Below are 20,919 nucleotides of genomic sequence, written 5' to 3'. Positions count from 1 at the left end.
AAAGCTTCTTTGATAAAGATCAAGCTTTAAAAAAAGTTTTAATATGCTTAGCAGGTATAAACAAAATTCGTTGTTGTTTCACAGATTTAACACTTAAAACTTCTTTGCTATTTTCACGTTGTGACTACTGCTTATTTGAAAACTTCCTAAAAATCCAAAACACACTATTTTACCAAAGCTTAACTGCTTAGCAATTTTTATAAACTACTTATTAAATTAGAACAATTTGTGTATTGTTACTCTAAAAATTGTTAGTATTTGGCTATTTACTCTAAAATATGGATTAAAATACACATTGTTCAAGCCATTTTAAAACGAGAAACATCTAATTCTAATGTTTACTTACATCTATTACAAAGGTATCTCCAATTGTTAATGTTAGCCAACTGAAATCTAAAATTTCATGTCAGTTAACCATAAATTTTCTTCAGTAATCCATTCATTTAAATTTTGGGACGCTACTTCCAACTTCTTCTTTTGCATTTTTTTGGAATTTGCATCAGAATTAATATAGCCAATAAACAAAATTAAATAGATGGTCAGATAAAACAAATAAAAATTTCTGAACTTTTTGTATTCGAGATTATCAGGAAATATATTTCCAAAAAGCCCTTTAATTTCTTTTAAAAAAACTGGTTTAATGTTAATCACCCAACTATCTGTTTGGTAAACTATTTTACGGAATTTGCTTCTGTAGTAGCTTAATGGCAATCCCCAAACTACAAAAAGTATAAGCCAGATATTTTTAATAATAAAATCCATTGTCGTTTATTTTTTAGGAAACCAAGGAAAAAAAGAACTTGTTTTTTGAATATAATCACGATACTGGGGTTTTGACTTGTTTAAGGTTTTTTCTAGCAAGACCACTCCTGATACCTTGATAATCAGCAAAGTCATAACTATTGAACCCATAATTTGCCAATAACTTCCTGCTGCAACACTAAAAATGGCATAAGCCCACCACACCACCGAATCGCCAAAATAATTAGGATGCCGTGTGTATTTCCAAAAGCCTGTATTCAAAACCTTTCCTTTGTTTTTGGTATCTCTCTTAAAACGTGATAACTGAAAATCGCCTCCCGCTTCAAAAGTAAAACCAATCATCCAAATTAAAATCCCAAAGTAATCAAATATCTTTAGTTCTCCTGATTGATTACTCATGCTAATTCCCAATAAGGGCAACGAAACTATCATAATCAAAAAGCCTTGCAATAAAAAAGTTTGAAAATAACTGAACCACCAATAACGCTCTGCACCATAATTACGTCTGAATTCTTGGTATCTAAAATCCTCTCCTTTGCCAATATTTCTGGAGGCAAGATATATGGAAAGCCTTAGGCCCCAAACGGTAACTAGTACCAATATCAGAATTTTTCTGGGATTTAATTCACCTGACATGAATACATAAAATGCATTCACTACTACAAAACCAAAACCCCAGAATAGATCAATGATACTTACATTTTTTATAAAAATGCTCCATATCCATATAAGTGTTACCAAAACCCAAATAAGCAAGGAAGCTTGTAAAAATAGAGTCATCATAAGTGAATATTTTGATGTTATTAATTACTAAACAGATAGCATAGCCAGAATTTGTATGTTCTCTTTATTATTTAGCGTGAAAACATTAATTCTATTAATTTCTATTTAATTTTAAAGTATTTGATTTCCTCCATAATTAATGTATTGTAAATAAATTCCAGTAATATAAGGTGCTTCTTTTTCATACTTTTCTTGTTAAGTCAACCATTTAACAATATAAAAACCAGAAAAACTAACTACGGCAGAAAGAACAGAACCCCATATAATATCAATAAAAACGATAGTTAGTGGCCAGTTCTTAAGGGTGGCTAAATTAGTTAAATCATAGGTAGCATATGTGAAAAAACCAAATAAAGCCCCCATTAAAATTGCATGAGAAACAGAGTCTTTATTTACTGATGGGTAAATGGAAAAAATTGAAATTCCCACAACGTAAATAACGTAAAAAATGATGGCTGCAGTCCAATTAACAGTATCCGTTAAAAAACTACCTAGGTATTTTTGATAGATACTTTTAGCAATAATACCTAACCACAACATATCTACAACCAAAAAAACCGCAAAGGTGAGTAGATAACTAAAAATTACACTTTTTATATTCATTTTATTTCTTGTTAAAATTTCAAGACTTCTTTTGGTCAACCTTTATAAGCTTAGAAATATCGTAACCCCGTTTTTGTAATTTGTCAAGCAATTCATTGTAAAGCTTTTTTTCTATTTGTGGCTTACGACTCAAAATCCAAAGATACGTATCTGAACTGCTACCAATCAAAGCCCATTGATAATCCTTATCCAATTCCATAACGTAATAATCGCCATAAAAAAACAAGAAAAATGACACTTTTAATTTTGCCGGTTCGTTAATGGAATCAGGGATTTTTGCTTTCCCAACAGCTTGCGAAAATTTACCGTTTAAACTATCTTTATAGCCACTATTTATCACTTTAATTTTACCATCATCACGCATGGAATAATTTGCTGTAACTCTAACTAGCCCGCGTTCAAAACTATGATTGTATCGCGCAATTTCATACCAAGTACCCAAATATTTTTGAATATCTAATTCTTTAACTACTGTATTGTCAATCATAGTTTTCTGATTTTTACAACTAATAAAAGAATTAGTGATAATTATAAAAATTATGATGGTTAATGAAATATTTAAACTTTTCAGCACTCCATTATTTATTAAATATTATCTGAGCATTCTTTATAATGTATAAAAGCAAAACGTAATTGCTCTTATACATTATAAAGTTAACAATATTCAGCAATATAAGTTCTTAACCTTTAGTTTTTATTGCGACTCAAACAAAATACAATCTCACCAATTTCATCTCCATATAATTTAAAGAAAGTCTTAAGTAGCGATTCTTTAAGTGAGGAATTGCGTTCCAAAATTTCTGTGAAATCCCATATTTTCGGTTGCGTTAAATCTTAAATGCTACATTTCACTATAAAAACCAAGCAAAATACTGTGTTTTTTTATTATCACATTTAAAATTTTAACAACTGGAAATTCTCTATATCTATTTTTATACATACTTGCAAATAAGATATTTAAAAATATTTTCTAGTTGATTTTTTTTTTAACCTCTATATTTATTATTATAAATTAATACCAAAATTGAAATTTGTTTTATACAATTCTGTCTTTTCTATTTTAGCCTTTAACCAAGAATAAAAACTTATCGTAAAAATATCTATTTCCTTTCTTTTATTGAGTAGCAGCACATCCACTTTTTTAATAAATGCTTCAGAATAAATATTCTCAGTTTTATAATAATAAATTGTAATTAATTTTAAAAACTCTAAAACAATCGTTTCATTATGCTCCTTAAGATGTTCCGTATATTTTTTTCTAAAACCATTTAAGCGAGATTCAACTAACTCAAAATAATCCAATTCTATAAGTAGCAATATTTCAATTAGATTTTTTTGAATGACCCAGATATATCCAATTTTATTAATATACCATTGATCGTTATGATAAAAATCCTGATAAACTTTTAAAGCTTCTTTAAAATTCTCATTTAAAAACAAGGATACAACAAAGGTTAATTTTAAATCAAGAGTACTAACTTGTTTGTTTTTGTACTTTTCAAAATTAAATATTTGAGAATTTTTAATCGCCTCTTCATTTTTCCCTGAATAAATAAGTACTAAATTTTCTATTACAGCATATTGCGGATAAAAAATGGTGTAATACTTTTTATTTTCTAAATGCATATTCATTAGCATAGCTTGAAGATATTTCTCCGCTTCTTTCAAATTTTTAACTCTAAAATAAGTATTTGCCAAATAATACAAAATCTGCAAGTGGTCAAATAAATGTTTATTTGAAGATCTTTCTGAAGTTTCAATTTTTCGACAAGCATCCTCAATAAACGGAAAAATGGCGTAATAATCTCTGGTAATATGAGCCACCTGATTGCTTATTTGCAAAATCTTGAAAAGGGACTGATAACTTAAATTTTCCGAAATTGAGATATTGAATAATTGTAAATTTCTATTGATAATGTCAGCAACTTTGGGGTTACTTTCATTCAACTCTGCTTGAATACTGGCATAAAATAAATTTAAATTATCTTCTTGATGAATATCTAATTTATTGGCCTGCCACTTCCCTATTGTTTGTTCCAAATTTAATGCACTATTTAAATGCGCATGTAGTATTTGAGTGTGGTAAATTTCATTTAAAATACTAAATAAAGAATATTTAACTGCAATTAACTCTGCCTTTGCCAACGTTTTAAAAGCAATATATGTTTGGTCTTGCTTAAAAAAAATTCTACTGGCCATCACTAATTTTAAGGCACTCATTTCCTCTGATGACTCTTTATCAAAACTTTTAGTAGCAATAAAATCTATTAAGGAATCATGCAAGCGTTTACACAGCGCATGATAAGCTCCTTTTGAAGGTTTATCATACAGCAAAATATCTAAACCATTTAATTGGCTAGAAGTACTTAAAAGCTTAAATAATTCTATGTTCTTGGTATCACTTCTTTTGTTTCTTAATTTAAGATTATATACAAACGCAGTCTTTTCTTCTTTAGATAAGGTTGTAATTATTGAATGAATAATACTCATTTATATCGTAAGTTATATTATTCAAATATAAGTTATATATGACTATATTAAGTATTTTTTATATATTTAATCGTAAGTATTGTTAAAATATTGATTTTAATAGTGGAATTAAATACCGCAATTTTGTCCCATAGAATAAAATATTTAACAACTAAATTTATAATTATGGACTACAATTTTAACAGTGATACCACTCAAGAAAAACAATCAAAATCCGGATCTAAATCTGCATCAAAAAAACTATTTAAAGAATTTGATCAAAAACCAACTCCTGCTTTTATTGGAGCATCATGGGTGGTACTTTTTGCAGGTATCATTTCCTATTGTATTGGGCTTTGGAATTCAGATATGCAACTAAATGAGAGGGGTTATTATTTTACCATTTTACTATTTGGCTTATTTTCAGCCATATCAGTTCAAAAAAGTGTACGAGACAGATTAGAAGGACTCCAAGTTACCGATTTGTATTATGGAATTAGCTGGTTTTCAGCACTAAGTGCCATTTTGCTTTTGGTTATAGGTTTGTGGAATGCTGATTTACTTTTGAGTGAAAAAGGATTTTATGGAATGTCATACCTTTTAAGTTTATATGCTTCTATTGCAGTGCAAAAAAATACACGCGATAAAAGTTATATTGAAAATAATGAACTAATTCTTGAAGATAAATAACCCAAACCAATGTTTAGAATTTAGAATGCTATTATAGATGGTTCTAAATTCTAAACTTGCAATTATTTAAGTATATTGGTCAACTATTGAACTAAAAAATAATAAACCAAGACAATCCTCATGTTAGAAAAAAACAATAAAAAATTGATAAATGCTTGGGCTTCATTTGATTGGGCTAATTCAGTTTATAATCTTATAGTAACCACTGCCATATTCCCTATTTACTATTTAACTACAACACAAGATGTTTATGGAGGTGAAATGGTTCGGTTTTTTAATTTTACCATTAAGAACTCCGTACTTTATTCTTTTGCCATCTCATTTTCCTTTTTAGTTATTGTTTTTATTTCACCTATTTTATCTGGAATTGCAGATTTTGGAGGTTTAAAAAAACGATTTATGCAATTTTTCACTTATTTAGGTTCATTATCTTGTATTGGCCTCTATTTTTTTACGGGAGAAAATGTTGAATACGGTATTGCATGTTCCGTTTTAGCAAGTATTGGTTATGCAGGATCATTAGTTTTTTATAATGGTTTTTTACCCGAGATTACTTCTAATGAATTTATGGATAAAGTAAGTGCCAAAGGATTTTCAATGGGTTATATTGGAAGCGTGATTTTACTGATTGTAAACTTGCTTTTATATCAAAAATATGAATTATTTGGTTTTGAAAATGGAAGTTCTGCAACTCGATTCGGATTTATTTTAGTTGGAATTTGGTGGATGGGATTTTCACAAATTTCTTTTCATTATTTAAAAGATAGAGGTGAACGAAAAAAAATCACTTGGGATATTCTAGGGAACGGAACTAAGGAATTAAAAAAAGTATTTAAAGTTGTGAAATCTAAATTTGCAATGAATCGTTTTCTGTCTTCATTTTTTCTTTTCAGTATGGGTGTGCAGACAGTATTGTTGTTAGCTCCACTTTTTGCAGATAAAGAGATTGGTTTGGGCGCTGATGAAATGATTATTGTTGTACTTATTATACAAGTAATAGCTATAGCAGGCGCTTACTTTTTTGCTTTTTTATCTAATTTAAAAGGCAACGGGTTTGCAATTAGTACCACCTTAATAATTTGGATTTTTATTTGTATTGCTGGATATTTTCTAAAAGACAAGATTTCTTTTTATACGCTGGCAGCTTTTTTAGGATTTGTTATGGGAGGAATACAATCTATTTCAAGATCAACCTATTCTAAGCTAATTCCTTCAGATACTAAAGATACAGCTTCATTTTTTAGCTTTTATGATATTACCGAAAAGCTAGCCATTGTAATTGGATCATTATCTTATGGATTAATTGACCAAGTTACTGGTAGTATGCGAAATAGCATGCTTTTTATGTCTATCTTTTTTGTTAGTGGTTTTGTTTTACTTCAAATTGCAAATCTTAAAAAAAATATGGAATGATTTATCGTTTCTTCAAACAAATCATAAAAGTTGCACTCTTCTTTTTCTTTAAGAAAATAGTGGTTTCAGGAAAAAAGAATTTACTCAATAATGGTCCTTTAATTGTTGTGGCAAATCACCCCAACACTTTTATGGACCCGTTAATTATAGCTTCTTTAATGAAGCAACAAATTGGTTTTTTAGGAAATGCAGGTATATTTTCTAATTCATTTTTTGCACGCATATTAAGCTACTTTCATGTCATTCCTGTTTTTAGAAAAAAAGACATTAAACCTAGTGTAAAACCAAATAACAACCACTCTTTCTCAAAATGTCATGAGTATTTAGACAAAAAAGGAACAATTCTTATCTTCCCTGAAGGCAATAGTTATTATGAACTTAAGCTTCGTGAAATTAAAACAGGAACAGCTAGAATTGCACTAAGCTACCAATCTATAAAAAACCTTAATGGCAACTTAAAAATACTACCTATTTCCTTAGATTATTCAGACTCTATTCAATTTAGAAGTATGGTTTCCGTAACAATAAGTGAACCTATTTTATTAGAAGATTATGAACAAACTTATTTAGAAGATGAAATTAAGGGTGTTTTAAAACTTACAGATACTATTCGTCAAAAACTTGAAAAATACATTCCAACCACTTCTAACAAAGTACAGGAACAATTTTTACTTAAAAGTCATAAATTTTATACCACTTTTAATGAACCTAAATCAGGTTTACATTTAAACCCGAAACAGTCATTAGCCTCAAGAGCACAAATTTCAAAATCGCTTAAATTACTTCGTGAAAACAATTACAAACTCTATGCTGATACTGAAATAAAAGTTCATCTTTTTTTTGACCTTCTAAATGAAGAAAATTTAACACCTGGTTTTTTTACAGATCGGTTTCTTAAAAAAAACAGTTATTTCGTTTTTATAAATTATATGGGGAAATTTGCACTATTAGCCCCAATTTATTTATTTGGACTAATTTCTAATTATATTCCATATATTTTACCTTCTGTTATTTTTAAAACTTTAAAACTAGATATTGAGTACAAAACGCCCACTCAAATGATAGCTGGCCTTTTTATATTTCCTTTATTTTACTGGTTAGAAATAAAACTAATTGGAAACTATTTAAATATTGATTTATGGAATTCATGGATTGTTGTATTCACCTTTATAATTTCAGGTTATATAGCTATGTATTATTGGACCGAAGTTAAAAGATTTATAAGAGTTTTTCATTTCTACACACTCATGAAACCTGATAAAAAAAGAAGAATCTTAAAATTAAGAAATGAAATTTTGACAAACATAGAAATTGCCAAAGCTAATTTGAAGCAATGAGTTTTACTTCATTAGTAATTCAACATTTTCAAAATTTAGGCGTTTAACTTAATTCCTTTTTTATTTTGTGTGAGGAACTACTTGAGTAAATTTATACAAAACCTATATTTTTATGTACGTTAATTCTTAATTGAAATTTACATTTTTAATATAATTGTACCTCATTTTCTAACTGATAAAATAATTTTTAAACTCTTAAAACTTATATTTCAAATGATATTAATTAACTTTACATGAAGTTAATTAAAAAAGATTATGAAAAAAATCCAACCACTTTTAACTCCTTATAAAATGGGAGATTTACTTTTAAAAAATAGGTTAGTAATTGCTCCTATGACTCGTTCTAGATGCAACAATAATGAAAATACTCCTACCAATTTACAAGTAAAGTATTATACACAAAGAGCTACTGCAGGACTTATAATTACTGAAGGTTCACAGGTTTCAAAACGAGCAGTTGGCTATGTAAACACTCCTGGAATTTATTCCGAAGCTCAAGTAGAAGGATGGAAAAGTGTAACAGATGCCGTTCATAAAAAAGGAGGTAAAATATTTATTCAATTATGGCATGTTGGCAGAGTTTCGCATCCAGATTTTCACAATGGAGCGTTACCCTTAGCGCCAAGCGCCATCAATCCAAACTCAAAATCTTTCACTCCTAACGGTTTTAAGGATACTGTTACACCAAAAGAAATGACTTTAGGTGATATAAAAACCACTGTTGAAGAATTTAAACAAGCAGCAATAAATGCAAAAAAAGCAGGGTTTGATGGTTTAGAAATTCATTCTTCTAATGGATACTTATTTCATCAATTTTTTAATAAATGTTCCAACCAAAGAAAAGACGAATATGGAGGTAACATTGAAAATAGAACGCGCTTTTTCTTTGAAGTTTTAGATGAAATTAGCCAAGTTTTCCCTCAAAACCGCATTGGTGTTCGGTTTAACCCTTCTATGCACAATATACATGGTATTGATGTTGATGAAGAAACTATTCCATTATTTGAATATGTCATAAAAAAATTAAACAATTATAACATTGCTTATGTACATCTTTCAGAACCTTTTACTGATGTTTCTAAGGTTTCATATGCAGTACAAAATATAGCAAAACATTTTCGCCCATTGTATAACGGTACCCTTATTATAAATAATAATTTCAATCAAGAAAAAGGGAATACTATTATTAAAGAAGGTTTAGCTAATTTGGTAGCTTATGGTAAATTATTTATTTCAAATCCTGATTTAGCAGAAAGATTTGAAAAAAATGTACCTATAGCTAATTGGGATGTTAATACATTTTATTCAGATACTGGTGAAAAAGGATATACTGATTACCCTTTTTATTCGGAAGAATTATAGACTATAAAAAAAAGATATTTTGAAGCAATGAGTTTTACTTCATTACTAATTTAATCTATAAATATTTTCAAAAACAGTTAGTAACTCTTTTTCAATTGAAGGTTTTATAGCTAAATAATCTATTTTTAAGGAAGTATCTTATTTTCTCCTTACAAAATTCCCACGTCTTATCATTTTAAAATTCCCTAATAAATGTCATATATTCTAACTTTCGAATAAACTACTTTCGCAAGTCAAAATTCCTTGAAAATGAAATTTATTTTTAAAGAACTATTATTAAAGAAAACAAGATTAAGATGATGACAAAAGAAATCAAAAAGCAATGGCTTCAAAATTATAAAACAGCCCCAGATCAGTTAGCTAAAATGTCCAAAATAAACGGATTGATAAGTGCTTTCAATGCAAATATTGATGCTGTTATTAAATTATCAGGAAAAGATATAGAAAAGCTGATTCATGATTTTAAAATAGACCAAAAACAAATACTTTCTAAAAATATAACAACTATTAACACCAAAGAAGATGCTTTTAGAGGACTCTTAAAATGTTTCACTAAGGGTATTGCTGAAGAATGGTTAATTGAAGATAAAGAAATATTTCAATGGCTTCAAAACAATTTGGGTTATGACAAATTACAAATGGGCGGCCAAGGTGGAATTGTTGCTAATGTAATGGCTGTTTGCGGTGTTAATAATGTATTTGTTCACTGTGCTTCTTTAGGTGAAGAACAAGCAAGTTTATTTTTAGATTTACCAAATTTGGTTTCTGTAGATGAAAATGGAACAGTAAATAAAGCTAAGAATATTAAAAGATCTAACGATATTCCATTAATTCACTGGATTATTGAATTTGATAAAGGAGATAAAATTACGGTTGACGGAACAGCATTTACGTGTCCTAAATCCAATCGATTTATAGCAACTTATGATCCTTTAAACTTTATATTACATATTGACGAAACTTTTGCAAGTTGCCTTTCTAATGAGAGTATCAACTACGATTATATTATTCTTTCTGGTTATCAAATGTTACAACAAGAACTGTCTGACAAAACGCTGGGAACCGACAGAATTGACGCCTCTATAAAAACTCTAGAAAAGTGGGTAAATAGTAATAAAAATCACGTTTTACACTTAGAAATGGCTTCTACTCAAGATGTTATTATTAGAAAAAATTTGTTAGACAACTTGGCTACTAAAGTAGATAGTTTAGGTTTTAATGAACGTGAATTAATTGATATATTAGAGGTTATTAGTGAAGATGATTTAGCCAAAGAATGTATTGAAAATACAAATAGTGTAAACCTATTCAAAGGAATGCAAAAAATATTTGAATACACTAATTGTCCACGTCTTCAATTACATATGTTTGGATTGTATGTAACACTTCAACAAAAATCATTTAAAGTAACTCCAAAACAAAATTTGGATGGTATGCAACTTGCTGCTGTAATTGCAGCCGCAAAAGCAGGAACTGGAGCTATTGACGATTATGAAACACTACTTTGGGCAAAAGATTTAGAAGTTTCTGATGTTGGTTTAAATGAACTACAAGCTTTATCTAATTTAGTTGAAGCTGATAGTGATATCAAAACTTTAATGAAAACCGGAATTGTAAGTAATGACAAATATGATCTTATTGCTATTCCAACAATATTAATTGACAAGCCTAAAACCTTGGTTGGTATGGGAGATACAATTTCTTCTATATCATTGGTAGGAGCAAGATAACACAGTTTCAATTATTAAAAAGATAAAAAATTAGTTTATCAATTAGTTAACTTTTATAAAAAAGAAAATTATCAATTTATACAATCTAAAAACCTCGGATTCAATCCAATATCCAGATAATTAGCTAAAAAGGACTTAAACACTTAGTTTAAGTCCTTTTTAGTTTTCGTGAAGAAATTTATCCGAACACACATATTTAAATCATCACCAAAAAAGAGGAATAATCTATATGATTTTATAAAGCATGCTTTAAAAACTTTAAATTATTAAAATTAGCCAACATACATTGATGGAGTTACATCAACTATTCATTATTTAAATTTTAGTTTATAAGTTACCCCTAGTGAATAAATCCAAAAGAACTTCCCTTGATCAAAAGTAATTTCTTGATGTGTAATTCCAGCCTGAGTCCCCCAAGCATTTTTACTGTCTTTTGATGTAAAATAATACCCGAACTTCATTTTTTGAGATTCAAAATTTACTTTTTTATTTTCAATAGCCCCCTCATAAAACTGCTCGTACTCATCAGGCGAGTACCCCATTCCTGCTGAAATTTCAAAATAATTATCGGCATCGCTTCGGTACAACCTATAGGTGAGTGTTCCTGAAATACTAGAACCAGCATCTCCTGGTGTAACATAGGGTCTCAAAGAAAAATAACTGTTCCCTGTATACCAACCTACTGAGCCAGTAAAAATATTTGTAGTTGAACTATGTTTTAAAGTTCTAATACCTAAAGAAGCTTCAAAACTATGAGGTAATGATTTGTATAATTCTGCTCCAAATCTAGATTTTGGAAAAAGATATGAATCTGAAAATCCTACATTTAGATAAGCATATAAACCTTTCATTATTCGTGGATACATATCCATTTCAAATTGAAAACCATTATCCTGAAATCTTCTGTTAAAATTTACTTTAGCAGTAATACTTCCAAATTTAGTTGCCCTACTATAATTTAAAGTATAATACTGCATGGGGTCAAAGACTTCCGAATACAAATCTATATTATAATTAATTCCAATTGAATTAAATCTTAATTTTTGCGTTAAACTCTCTTTATATTCAATAGCTTTTTGGTTGTTTGGGTTGCTTACTAAAAGAGCATCTACTGTAATTAATGCTTCTTTTGGGTTTTTAGAATTTGCTTCAGCTCTAGCTTTTAATAGCATAAGCTCTTCATTATTTGGAAAATAAGTTAATGCTTCATTTGACATTTTTAATGCAGAAAAAGGAACTTCAGCCCATAACTCATTATTTATAGCGGCCACCCAAGTTGTTTGCCTCTCTGAATCTTTTTGCAAAACATACTTAAATTCTTTTCTTGCACTTACATAATTTCCATCCCAAGCATAAGTACTTGCTAAAAAATCGCGAATATCAAGATAATCTGGGTACTTTGTTAAAAGTAACAATAAAGTATCTTGAGCTTGTCTTCGTTGCCCATCAAAAGCCATTTTTCGTGCGGTTTCAAAAGCAAGATCAGGATCGCCATTAAAACTTTTTTGCTGAGAAAAAAGGGTGCTACTTATTAGCATAATTGCTATTGAAGTTAATTTAAATACAGACTTTAACATGCTATTTTAAGGATTGTTTAAAGGTTATATAATCTTGGTCTTCCGGATATATTTTCACCAAGCTATCCATTATTTGCTCAGATTTCAAATTGTTATCCATCCGCATATAAGCTTTGGCTAACTTAAAGCTTATATTACCATCTTTCAATTCATTGTTAAATGCTTTTTGTGCAATTTCGATAGATTTTTCATCTTGATTAGACCACCAATACAAATCTAACAATGCCAAATAACTATCATAATAAAAAGGTGCTCTTTTAACCACGCTTAACAATTCAACTTCAGCTACTTTATACTTACCTTCCCAAGCTAAAGTTCTTCCTTTAAGCGTTCTGGCATCGGCATGGTTAGGCAGCTCATTTATAATGTAATCACACAACAATCGTGCTTTTTTATAATCTTTATTAGAAGCAGTTTCTCTTGCCAAATTAAAACATTGGTCAAAAGTTAAATTACGTGTTAGGTCTTTAAGTATCGCTAGTTCTTCTTCTGAAAATTCAATAACCAAATTCCTGTAAATATTTAGTGAATCAGGAAAAATCCTATTATTTTGAATGGTATAGCGATTCAATTTTTTAAATTCCATTAAAGAATCTGCGATATGTTTAGAAAGTTCTTTTTCTATAACCTTATTGATTCCAAAATTTTCATTTATTTTATATAATTCACCATCAGAAAATAAATATTCTTTGTAAATATAATCATTGATACTTCCTTTATACCTCATTAGTGGTATTTTATGAATATTTCTAAACTGTTGAGCGGTGTCTAAACCTTGGCTCATCCAAGCTGTTTGGTCTAATTTATTAAACTTATAATTATTCATTAAAAATGAAAGTAAACTTGGTGTTACATCTAAATGAGAAGAAACAGATTTGATTTTTTTTGGTTCTTTTAATAAAGGACTGTAAATAAAAAACGGCACATGAAACCTACACAACTTATCTTTTTGATTGATTGGTATTAATCTGTGATCTCCTGTTATCACAAAAATTGTATTGGCAAATTCAGGTCGTTCTTTGTAATTATTTAGAAAACTTTTTATGGCTGTATCTGTGTATAAAATGCTGGCAAAAATATTTTCATAAGATTTTACTTCTTCTATAAAATCATTTGAGCTATTTTTTGCATTTAAAATACTATCTACTTTAATTTTATAAATCTCTTTTGAAGGAAAATTAAAAGGTTCATGGTTTGTTAAAGTCATAATAATATCTAACCTTGGCTGTTTTTCAGGGTTCAAAACAGATGCTACTTTTTTGAAAATTTCAGCATCAGGATAACCCCATGAGAAACCTCCAGAATTAACTTGTGTTTTTTCAAAATCTGGCCCAAACTTATCTTCATCAATAATAACATCAATGTTATTATACTCTAAAAAATTTATTTTTCTATCAAAACTTGATGGATCACCTGTATAAAATGAAGTAGTATACCCATTTGCTTTTAAAACGCTTATTAGTGATATGTGTGAAGGTATTTTTTGCAATTCCATAAATCCATTTTCACCATAAGGAAGAGATCCTAATAAAGATGGTAAAACACCAAAAGTTCTTCCAGCTGTACTTACAAAATTCTCAAAATACAATGATTGGGGAATTAAAGAATCTAAAAAAGGTGTAAATCCGCTATATGCATTTTTACCAACAAATTCAGCACCTAAACCTTCAACAATAATAAATACGATATTCGGTTTTTCTTCTTTCATATTAAAAAAGGGTGCCAATACATCTTTAGTTTCAGAAAAAGATTTTAAAAGGGGATAATTACTTGTATTAGATAAATTGTATGAGTTTAGTTCGTATTGTTCATACTTAAATTTTAAAATATCCGAAACTAAATAATTTAATTTATTTCGATAAACGTTTTCTGAAGATTGAGACAACACCAATTTAAGCCCTCCAAAAATCAATACAGAAATAAATAAACTAGCTATTAAAGATTGTCTAGAAACATACTTTATAAAAAATTTATTTAGTCCAAAAAAGATTGATATCACAATAACAAAAGGAACAAAATAAAGAACTGACAAAGATTCTGACGAGGATACTGTAAGTGTAATGTCATTAAAAGAATACCCTAACAAGTCGGCACCTAAATTTAATAATGTTGTTGCACTGTATTTTACCAATGCAAATTGGATTAACACCAATATTCCTAATAAAATTTGAATAATTAAATGGCCAAATTTTTTAAATAATACAGTTAAAATCCAATTTAAAGGGAATAGAAAAATACCAATTATAATACTTGTCCAAAAATCATTTAACAATTTATAAAAAGTAACAATTCCAATATTAGGTACTTTAATACCTTTTGAAATTGTCATAAAAACGTCAAACAAACTTATAACCCAAAAAGTAATAATTAACGATGTAATAAGGAAAGCGTAATTTATTAATTGTTTCGCTGAGTACTTTATTTTCATAAATTTAAATTATTTATTAGTTTCGGTCTTAGACAACCCTTTTCTTGTCATTTCTCCCCATTTCAACTTTTTGTTAAAGTAGTAATCTATATTACCTCTAATTGCAGCATACAGAATAAAAGGATGCAATAAAAAAGGCTCAAGCAGTGTTACTAATATCAATCTAAATCCTGTACCCTTTTTTTTATATTGATGAAAAGAAAGCTCTTCAGAAAAAATAGCGATAATAGTAAATGTAACTGAAAATAAATAAGCCATTAAAAAAAAGGCAAATGCATAATCCCATTTCACATTTTGAAGCGCAATTAAAATTAAAAAATAAAGAATCCCAATTACTTCAATAATGGGCGCTAATCTTTCATAAAAAAACCAATACGGATAACTTAGCATTCCTAATAGTTTATATTTAGGGTTAAAGCCAATTTTACGATGTAGTTTAAGCACCTCAATAGTTCCTCTGGTCCATCTATTCCGTTGAGAAATTAAAATTTTATAGTTATCAGGAGCTTCTGTCCAACAAAGAGGATCGGGAATGTATGCTACTTTATATTTCTCTTCTTTTTCTTCCATATACCGTCTCATTCTTACAATAATCTCCATATCTTCACCAACGGTATTAGTATTATATCCGCCAACTTCCAATGCTATTTTTTTATCAAAAACACCAAAAGCTCCAGAAATTACCAACAAGCCATTTAACCTGCTCCAAGCCATTCTGCCTAATAAAAATGATCTTAAATACTCTAGAATTTGAGCAATCTCAATAAATTTACTAGGCAAATTAACATCCATCAATTTACCTTCTTTTATAATACAAGAATTGGCAATTCTAATAACTCCTCCAGAAGCAATTACTTTTATATCTGTTACTTCCAAAAATGGCTTAATCATTTTTTGAAGTGCATCTTCTAATAATAAACAATCTACATCTATACAGGCAACATAATCACTTTTACTTATATTTAAACCACAATTTAGTGCATCGGCTTTTCCACCGTTTTGTTTATCAACTACAATTAATTTTTCGAATGCTGGGTTTGTAGATTTAAAAACGCCTCTACGTAGTGGTTTTGTTTTTACCTGATTATTAATAAGATAATTTATTTCAATTAAATCATATGCCTCAATTAATTTTTCTAAGCTATCGTCTTTACTTCCATCATTTACAATAATTACATCGTAATTTACATAATGACTTGATAATAAAGACCGAACATTTTCAATAATATTTAAACTTTCATTATAAGCTGGTGCAATAATTGAAATAGATGGAGAAACTGTTGAAGAAAGTATTTCACTATAATTTACAAAACTATTTCTTTTTAAATATTCACTGGTTTCAATTGCTGAAATAACTGCTAAAAATATATAAGAAACTACAACCGTAAAAGCATATATTAAAAACAAAAAATGTATTATAAGTAGAATTATTCTTACAGTACTGCTATCCATAACTAATTGGCTTCAATAAATTTAACAATCTCAACAACCTGTAAATCTGTTGTTTCTAATTTTACTTCATTAAATATTTCTAAGTTTATAGCTTTTAAAATTTTTAATGCAGCTAATTTTATTTTAAAATTAGTATGAGCAACATTTTCCAAAATAAAAACTTCATCATCAGTATCTGCCGTTATTTCTAACAACCTAAAAAATTCAATTTGTTCTTCTTCACTGCTAGTGTTAAATTTTGTTTTTAAAAAATGTTTACATTCAGTATCCTGAAAGTAATTTAATACTTGTATTGTATCTACTCTTATTTCTTTATTTTCATGAGATAACAATTCTAATAATATATCTCTTACATCAAACTGATTATAAATTTTAACTAGTTTTAAAGAAAATTGCACTACCGAATTATTTTTTGATTGCAACCAAGGCCTAATATTTGGTATTTCCTGATTATCAAATTTTTGAAGAATTTCCAATAATTGAATTTGAGCCCATTCTGACAAAGATGTTTTTAACTTATCTAAAAATACTAATCCTTTAAACTGAAACAAACTAACTAAATATAGTTGCGCTTCATTTCTAACTTCTAAGTTAGGATGCTTCACATATTTAATTATTTCATTATGAGCTTCTTTCACTTCAAATTGAGTAAGTTCTTTAATTCCAGAAGCTATAACATCCCATTTTCGCCCCTTTAATTTATATAATGCATAATTTACAAGTCCTGTTTCAAAATAAAATTTTTGAATTGAGTGAGCCATTTCTCCTGAAATATCATTTATTAATTTAGACATTACAGAAATAAGAATCTTCCGTTTAAACTTATCTGCAACACAAATTTTCATTTTATTAATAAGAACTCTTTGCGCTTCACTAATTTCATTTTCATTATCGCCAGCATATAAATAATTAATTAAATTTTCTTCATATTCCTTTTGATATTTCTTTAATGTTTTTTCATTTTCCCTTAAATGACTTCTTAAAAATTTTAAATAAGCTATAAGTGCTAAAATAACTACAAATAAAACACCGCTAATTAACCAAACAACTTTAATAAGTATTGGTAATTCCCAAAAATACTCAGTATAGTATTGTAAATCAATCATATAATATCTTACAGTATCAAAAAAAAATTAAAAACTCAGTAATCTTTTTACTCGAATTACTAATTCATTAGGACTAAAAGGCTTCCCCATAAAATCGTTTGCACCTAAATTAAAAGCTTTTAATACCATTTCTTCTTGCCCTGCAGCTGAAAAAACAATGATAGGAATTTGCATTTTTAATTTATTTCTAACGTGACTTATAACTTCTAATCCACTAATGTAAGGCATCATTATATCTGACAAAATTAAATGTGGACTATGTGCCTCAATTAATTCAATGGCTTTTTTTCCGTCTTCAGCTATTAATATCTCATACCCTTCTTTTTCTAATCTAAATTTCAATAATAAAGAAAGAGTTGAGTTGTCTTCAGCCAATACTATTTTTTTCTTGCTACTCATTTATTATTAATTTTAGTTCGGTTTGCAATTCAACCTTAACACAACTTATAATTTCTATACAACATTTTATGAGGTCGTCTATTTCATCTAATTTAACTTTGTTGCGAAACCTATTGGTTAATTCATGTATAATAGGGTCTAGTTTTGAAATTCCAAACATACTTACGCTTGGCTTTATTTTATGAGTTGCTTCATGTAATAAATCCCAGTTTTTATCTTCCAATCCTAAATTTAAAACAGTTAAAAAATCATCTAAATCATTTAAAAATTGCTCTATCAATAATTTTAATATGGCACTTTCATTTAGTGATTCTTCTTTTAAATATTTGAGATCCGTATATTTTTCTTCATTCAATAGTTCTTTTTTTTCTTCAACAATTTTCACCTCATTTTCAATGATATTGTTTTTAGACCCACTATACTTCACTAATAATGAAAATAAATCGTTTGTTTTAAATGGTTTAAAAATATAATCATTCATACCAACATCTAACGCTCTCTGAATATCATTTTTTGAAGTATAAGCAGTCATTGCTATTATTGGAATTTGAGAAGTTTTTTTAGAAAGATCATTTTTAATGATTTTTGCAGCCTCATAACCATCCATTATTGGCATTTGAATATCCATTAAAATAATATCATACATGTTATACTGAACCTTTTTAACACCTTCAATTCCATTATTTGCTATAGCAACAGTACAACCCCATCTTTCTAATCTTGTTTTTGCTAATATCTGATTTGTTTTATTATCCTCAACTAATAAAATTTTCAACCCTAGTTGAACTTCTTTAGGTGTTCTATTTTCTATTTCTGCTGAAGAAATAATTGTTTTATCTTTTTTAAATGATAGATTTAAATCAAAAACACTTCCTTGTCCAAACTCACTTTTAACACTGATATCACCATTTAAAAGTTTTACCAATTTTTTTACAATAGCCAATCCTAAACCAGTACCTCCATATATTCGAGATGTATCGCTTTTTGCCTGGGTAAAAGCACCAAAAACTGTATTTATTTTATTTGACACTATTCCAATACCTGTATCTAATATTTCAAAATGAATTTTAGATTTTATTGAATACTCTTCTACTTGTTTTACTGTTACTGTAACTGAGCCTTCATTTGTAAATTTAATGGCATTCCCAATTAAATTTAACAAAATTTGACTAAGCCTAGTTGGGTCTCCAAAAACTTGCGTGGGTGTATTTGGGTCAATAATTAAATATAATGAAATGCCTTTTTCATCTGCTCTTAATCTCATTAATTTCACTATCTCGTAAATATTTTTATGAAGATTAAATGAAATATTTTCGATTTCCAGTTTATTTGAATCTAATTTTGCAAGATCCAACACATTGTTTATTAGAGAGTTTAAGATTTCACCAGAGTTTTTCATGGTTTCTAAATGTTCTCTTTGCTCTACACTAAGTTCTGTTTCTAACAATAAATCTGTAAAACCTACAACTGCATTTAGTGGAGTTCTAATTTCATGGCTCATATTTGCCAAAAACTCATCTTTAACTTTTAATGACTTTTCTGCTGTTTCTTTAGCTTTTTTTAATTCTATTTGTTCTGTAATTCTATTTGTAATGTCTGTACCAATAGAAATATATGTACCATTTACCCCTTTAGACAATTGCCATTCTATCCATTTATAGTCTCCACTCTTTGTTTTAATCTGGCGTTTTGAAATGTCTGTAAAATCTTTTGTATAAAAAAACACATAGTTACTTATCGCTTTTTTTACTTTATCAGCCTGATGAGGATCATCATACGTAACTTCCCACCATTTATCCCCAGAAATTTCTTCAACGGTATACCCAAGCATTTTTTCAACAGAAGGCGATACAAAAATAACATTTCCATCCATGTCATTTACAATAATCATAGAATCAACACTATTAATAATAGTATCTGATTGGATTTTTATTTCCTCTGTTTTTTTCCAATCTGAAATATCAACACCTACAGAAACAAATATATTGTTTTCAGCAAGTGAATCTCGCCATTCAATCCATTTAAAACTACCATCTTTACATTTTAACTTTCTTTCATACGGTTTGGAGTTTACGCTGGTCTTTCCTGAGAGTATATTATATACTTTCTCTTTATAAATTAAACCTTCTTCTTTTGAAAAAAAGGTGTTTTTCCACCAAAGTTCACCTATTAAATTATTAATGCTATACCCTGTAATTTTCTCAGTTGCACTTGAAACATAATTTACATTTCCTTTTTTATCACAAGAAATCACTATTAAATTTATTCCATTTAATAATAATTCTGAAAATTTCAATATTTCATCATCTATATTCTTCACAAAACATAACTTTTAATTAAAACTTAAAGTAATCCAACAAAAAAACATGAAACAATATTTGATTTTTTATGAGGGGTTTTAAGTAAATCCTAAAATAAACATTTACACTTAAATATACAATGACAATTATCATCACAATATTAGTTTAGTATAGTATATCGTAATAAATTTAAAAATGGTTAGCACTAATTATTTTTTAACTATTTTTTATTGCCTTTTTTTTCATTTAACATTCGCATCTTTAATTCAAATCACTTTTTACAATTTAACCTTTTTAATGAAATAAAACAAAGAATTGAATTTATAAATTAGAATGAGGAATTATAAATAAGTGTTTGCTACTCTAATCCCTAAAATTCTCTTTTATCTTCTATGTCTCAGCTTACTCAAAGCAATTGAAAATTGCTTGTTGTCTTTTTACTGGGATTCCAATTCCAGTGGCTTTTCTTAATAATTCTAACGTTTATCCTTTTTTAACACATCCTATG

At 28.2% G+C, this 20,919-nt stretch carries 16 protein-coding genes; 5 read left to right on the top strand and 11 right to left on the bottom strand.

Annotation, left to right across the window (positions count from 1 at the left end; genetic code table 11):
* Positions 1-393 precede the first annotated feature (393 nt).
* The 5 genes from ABY863_RS02465 to ABY863_RS02445 form a co-directional block, all read right to left on the bottom strand.
* Positions 394-762 carry a hypothetical protein gene (locus ABY863_RS02465; RefSeq protein WP_372792676.1) on the bottom strand — a complete coding sequence of 123 codons (369 nt, stop codon included), beginning with the start codon at positions 760-762 and terminating at the stop codon, positions 394-396.
* Between the two features lie 6 nt (positions 763-768).
* Complete coding sequence (locus tag ABY863_RS02460) at positions 769-1,545, bottom strand: DUF1295 domain-containing protein (protein ID WP_372792675.1); 777 nt, start codon at positions 1,543-1,545, stop codon at positions 769-771.
* Positions 1,546-1,740: 195 nt separating this feature from the next.
* Complete coding sequence (locus ABY863_RS02455; protein ID WP_372792674.1) at positions 1,741-2,148, bottom strand: DUF2177 family protein; 408 nt, start codon at positions 2,146-2,148, stop codon at positions 1,741-1,743.
* 19 nt (positions 2,149-2,167) lie between these two features.
* Positions 2,168-2,722: a lipocalin family protein gene (locus tag ABY863_RS02450; RefSeq protein WP_372792673.1), complete on the bottom strand. Its 555-nt coding sequence runs from the start codon at positions 2,720-2,722 to the stop codon at positions 2,168-2,170.
* Positions 2,723-3,153: 431 nt separating this feature from the next.
* A complete protein-coding gene (locus ABY863_RS02445; RefSeq protein WP_372792672.1) occupies positions 3,154-4,638 on the bottom strand; it encodes a hypothetical protein in 1,485 nt (494 codons plus the stop codon).
* A 165-nt stretch (positions 4,639-4,803) separates the two neighbouring features.
* Between ABY863_RS02445 and yiaA the strand changes: the two genes are divergently transcribed.
* The 5 genes from yiaA (at position 4,804) to ABY863_RS02420 (ending at position 11,149) form a co-directional block, all read left to right on the top strand.
* Positions 4,804-5,307, top strand: coding sequence for an inner membrane protein YiaA (gene yiaA, locus ABY863_RS02440; protein ID WP_372792671.1), 504 nt, complete (start codon positions 4,804-4,806; stop codon positions 5,305-5,307).
* A 120-nt stretch (positions 5,308-5,427) separates the two neighbouring features.
* Entirely contained in the window at positions 5,428-6,720 is a 1,293-nt protein-coding gene (locus ABY863_RS02435) for an MFS transporter (protein ID WP_372792670.1), read from the top strand.
* Complete coding sequence (locus ABY863_RS02430; RefSeq protein WP_372792669.1) at positions 6,717-8,057, top strand: 1-acyl-sn-glycerol-3-phosphate acyltransferase; 1,341 nt, start codon at positions 6,717-6,719, stop codon at positions 8,055-8,057. The genes ABY863_RS02435 and ABY863_RS02430 overlap by 4 nt, the downstream gene beginning before the upstream one ends.
* A gap of 255 nt (positions 8,058-8,312) precedes the next feature.
* Positions 8,313-9,419: an alkene reductase gene (locus ABY863_RS02425; RefSeq protein ID WP_372792668.1), complete on the top strand. Its 1,107-nt coding sequence runs from the start codon at positions 8,313-8,315 to the stop codon at positions 9,417-9,419.
* A 296-nt stretch (positions 9,420-9,715) separates the two neighbouring features.
* Positions 9,716-11,149 (top strand): ADP-dependent glucokinase/phosphofructokinase, encoded by a 1,434-nt coding sequence (locus ABY863_RS02420; RefSeq protein WP_372792667.1) that lies wholly within the window; start codon positions 9,716-9,718, stop codon positions 11,147-11,149.
* A gap of 311 nt (positions 11,150-11,460) precedes the next feature.
* Here ABY863_RS02420 and ABY863_RS02415 read toward each other — a convergent pair whose 3' ends face one another.
* From ABY863_RS02415 to ABY863_RS02390, 6 genes are read right to left on the bottom strand one after another with little or no spacing between them, the layout of a single operon-like run.
* Entirely contained in the window at positions 11,461-12,726 is a 1,266-nt protein-coding gene (locus tag ABY863_RS02415; protein WP_372792666.1) for a YaiO family outer membrane beta-barrel protein, read from the bottom strand.
* A gap of 1 nt (position 12,727) precedes the next feature.
* A complete protein-coding gene (locus ABY863_RS02410; protein WP_372792665.1) occupies positions 12,728-15,154 on the bottom strand; it encodes a sulfatase-like hydrolase/transferase in 2,427 nt (808 codons plus the stop codon).
* Between the two features lie 9 nt (positions 15,155-15,163).
* A complete protein-coding gene (locus tag ABY863_RS02405) occupies positions 15,164-16,606 on the bottom strand; it encodes a glycosyltransferase (RefSeq protein ID WP_372792664.1) in 1,443 nt (480 codons plus the stop codon).
* Positions 16,607-16,608: 2 nt separating this feature from the next.
* On the bottom strand, positions 16,609-17,712 hold the full coding sequence (locus ABY863_RS02400) for a hypothetical protein (RefSeq protein WP_372792663.1): 1,104 nt from the start codon (positions 17,710-17,712) through the stop codon (positions 16,609-16,611).
* Between the two features lie 27 nt (positions 17,713-17,739).
* Complete coding sequence (locus ABY863_RS02395; RefSeq protein WP_372792662.1) at positions 17,740-18,111, bottom strand: response regulator transcription factor; 372 nt, start codon at positions 18,109-18,111, stop codon at positions 17,740-17,742.
* Positions 18,104-20,431: a PAS domain S-box protein gene (locus tag ABY863_RS02390; RefSeq protein ID WP_372792661.1), complete on the bottom strand. Its 2,328-nt coding sequence runs from the start codon at positions 20,429-20,431 to the stop codon at positions 18,104-18,106. The genes ABY863_RS02395 and ABY863_RS02390 overlap by 8 nt, the downstream gene beginning before the upstream one ends.
* Positions 20,432-20,919 lie beyond the last annotated feature (488 nt).

The sequence above is a fragment of the Lutibacter sp. genome, assembly GCF_041562875.1.
Taxonomy (GTDB): Bacteria; Bacteroidota; Bacteroidia; order Flavobacteriales; family Flavobacteriaceae; genus Lutibacter.
This window is presented reverse-complemented; position numbering and strand designations above follow the sequence as displayed.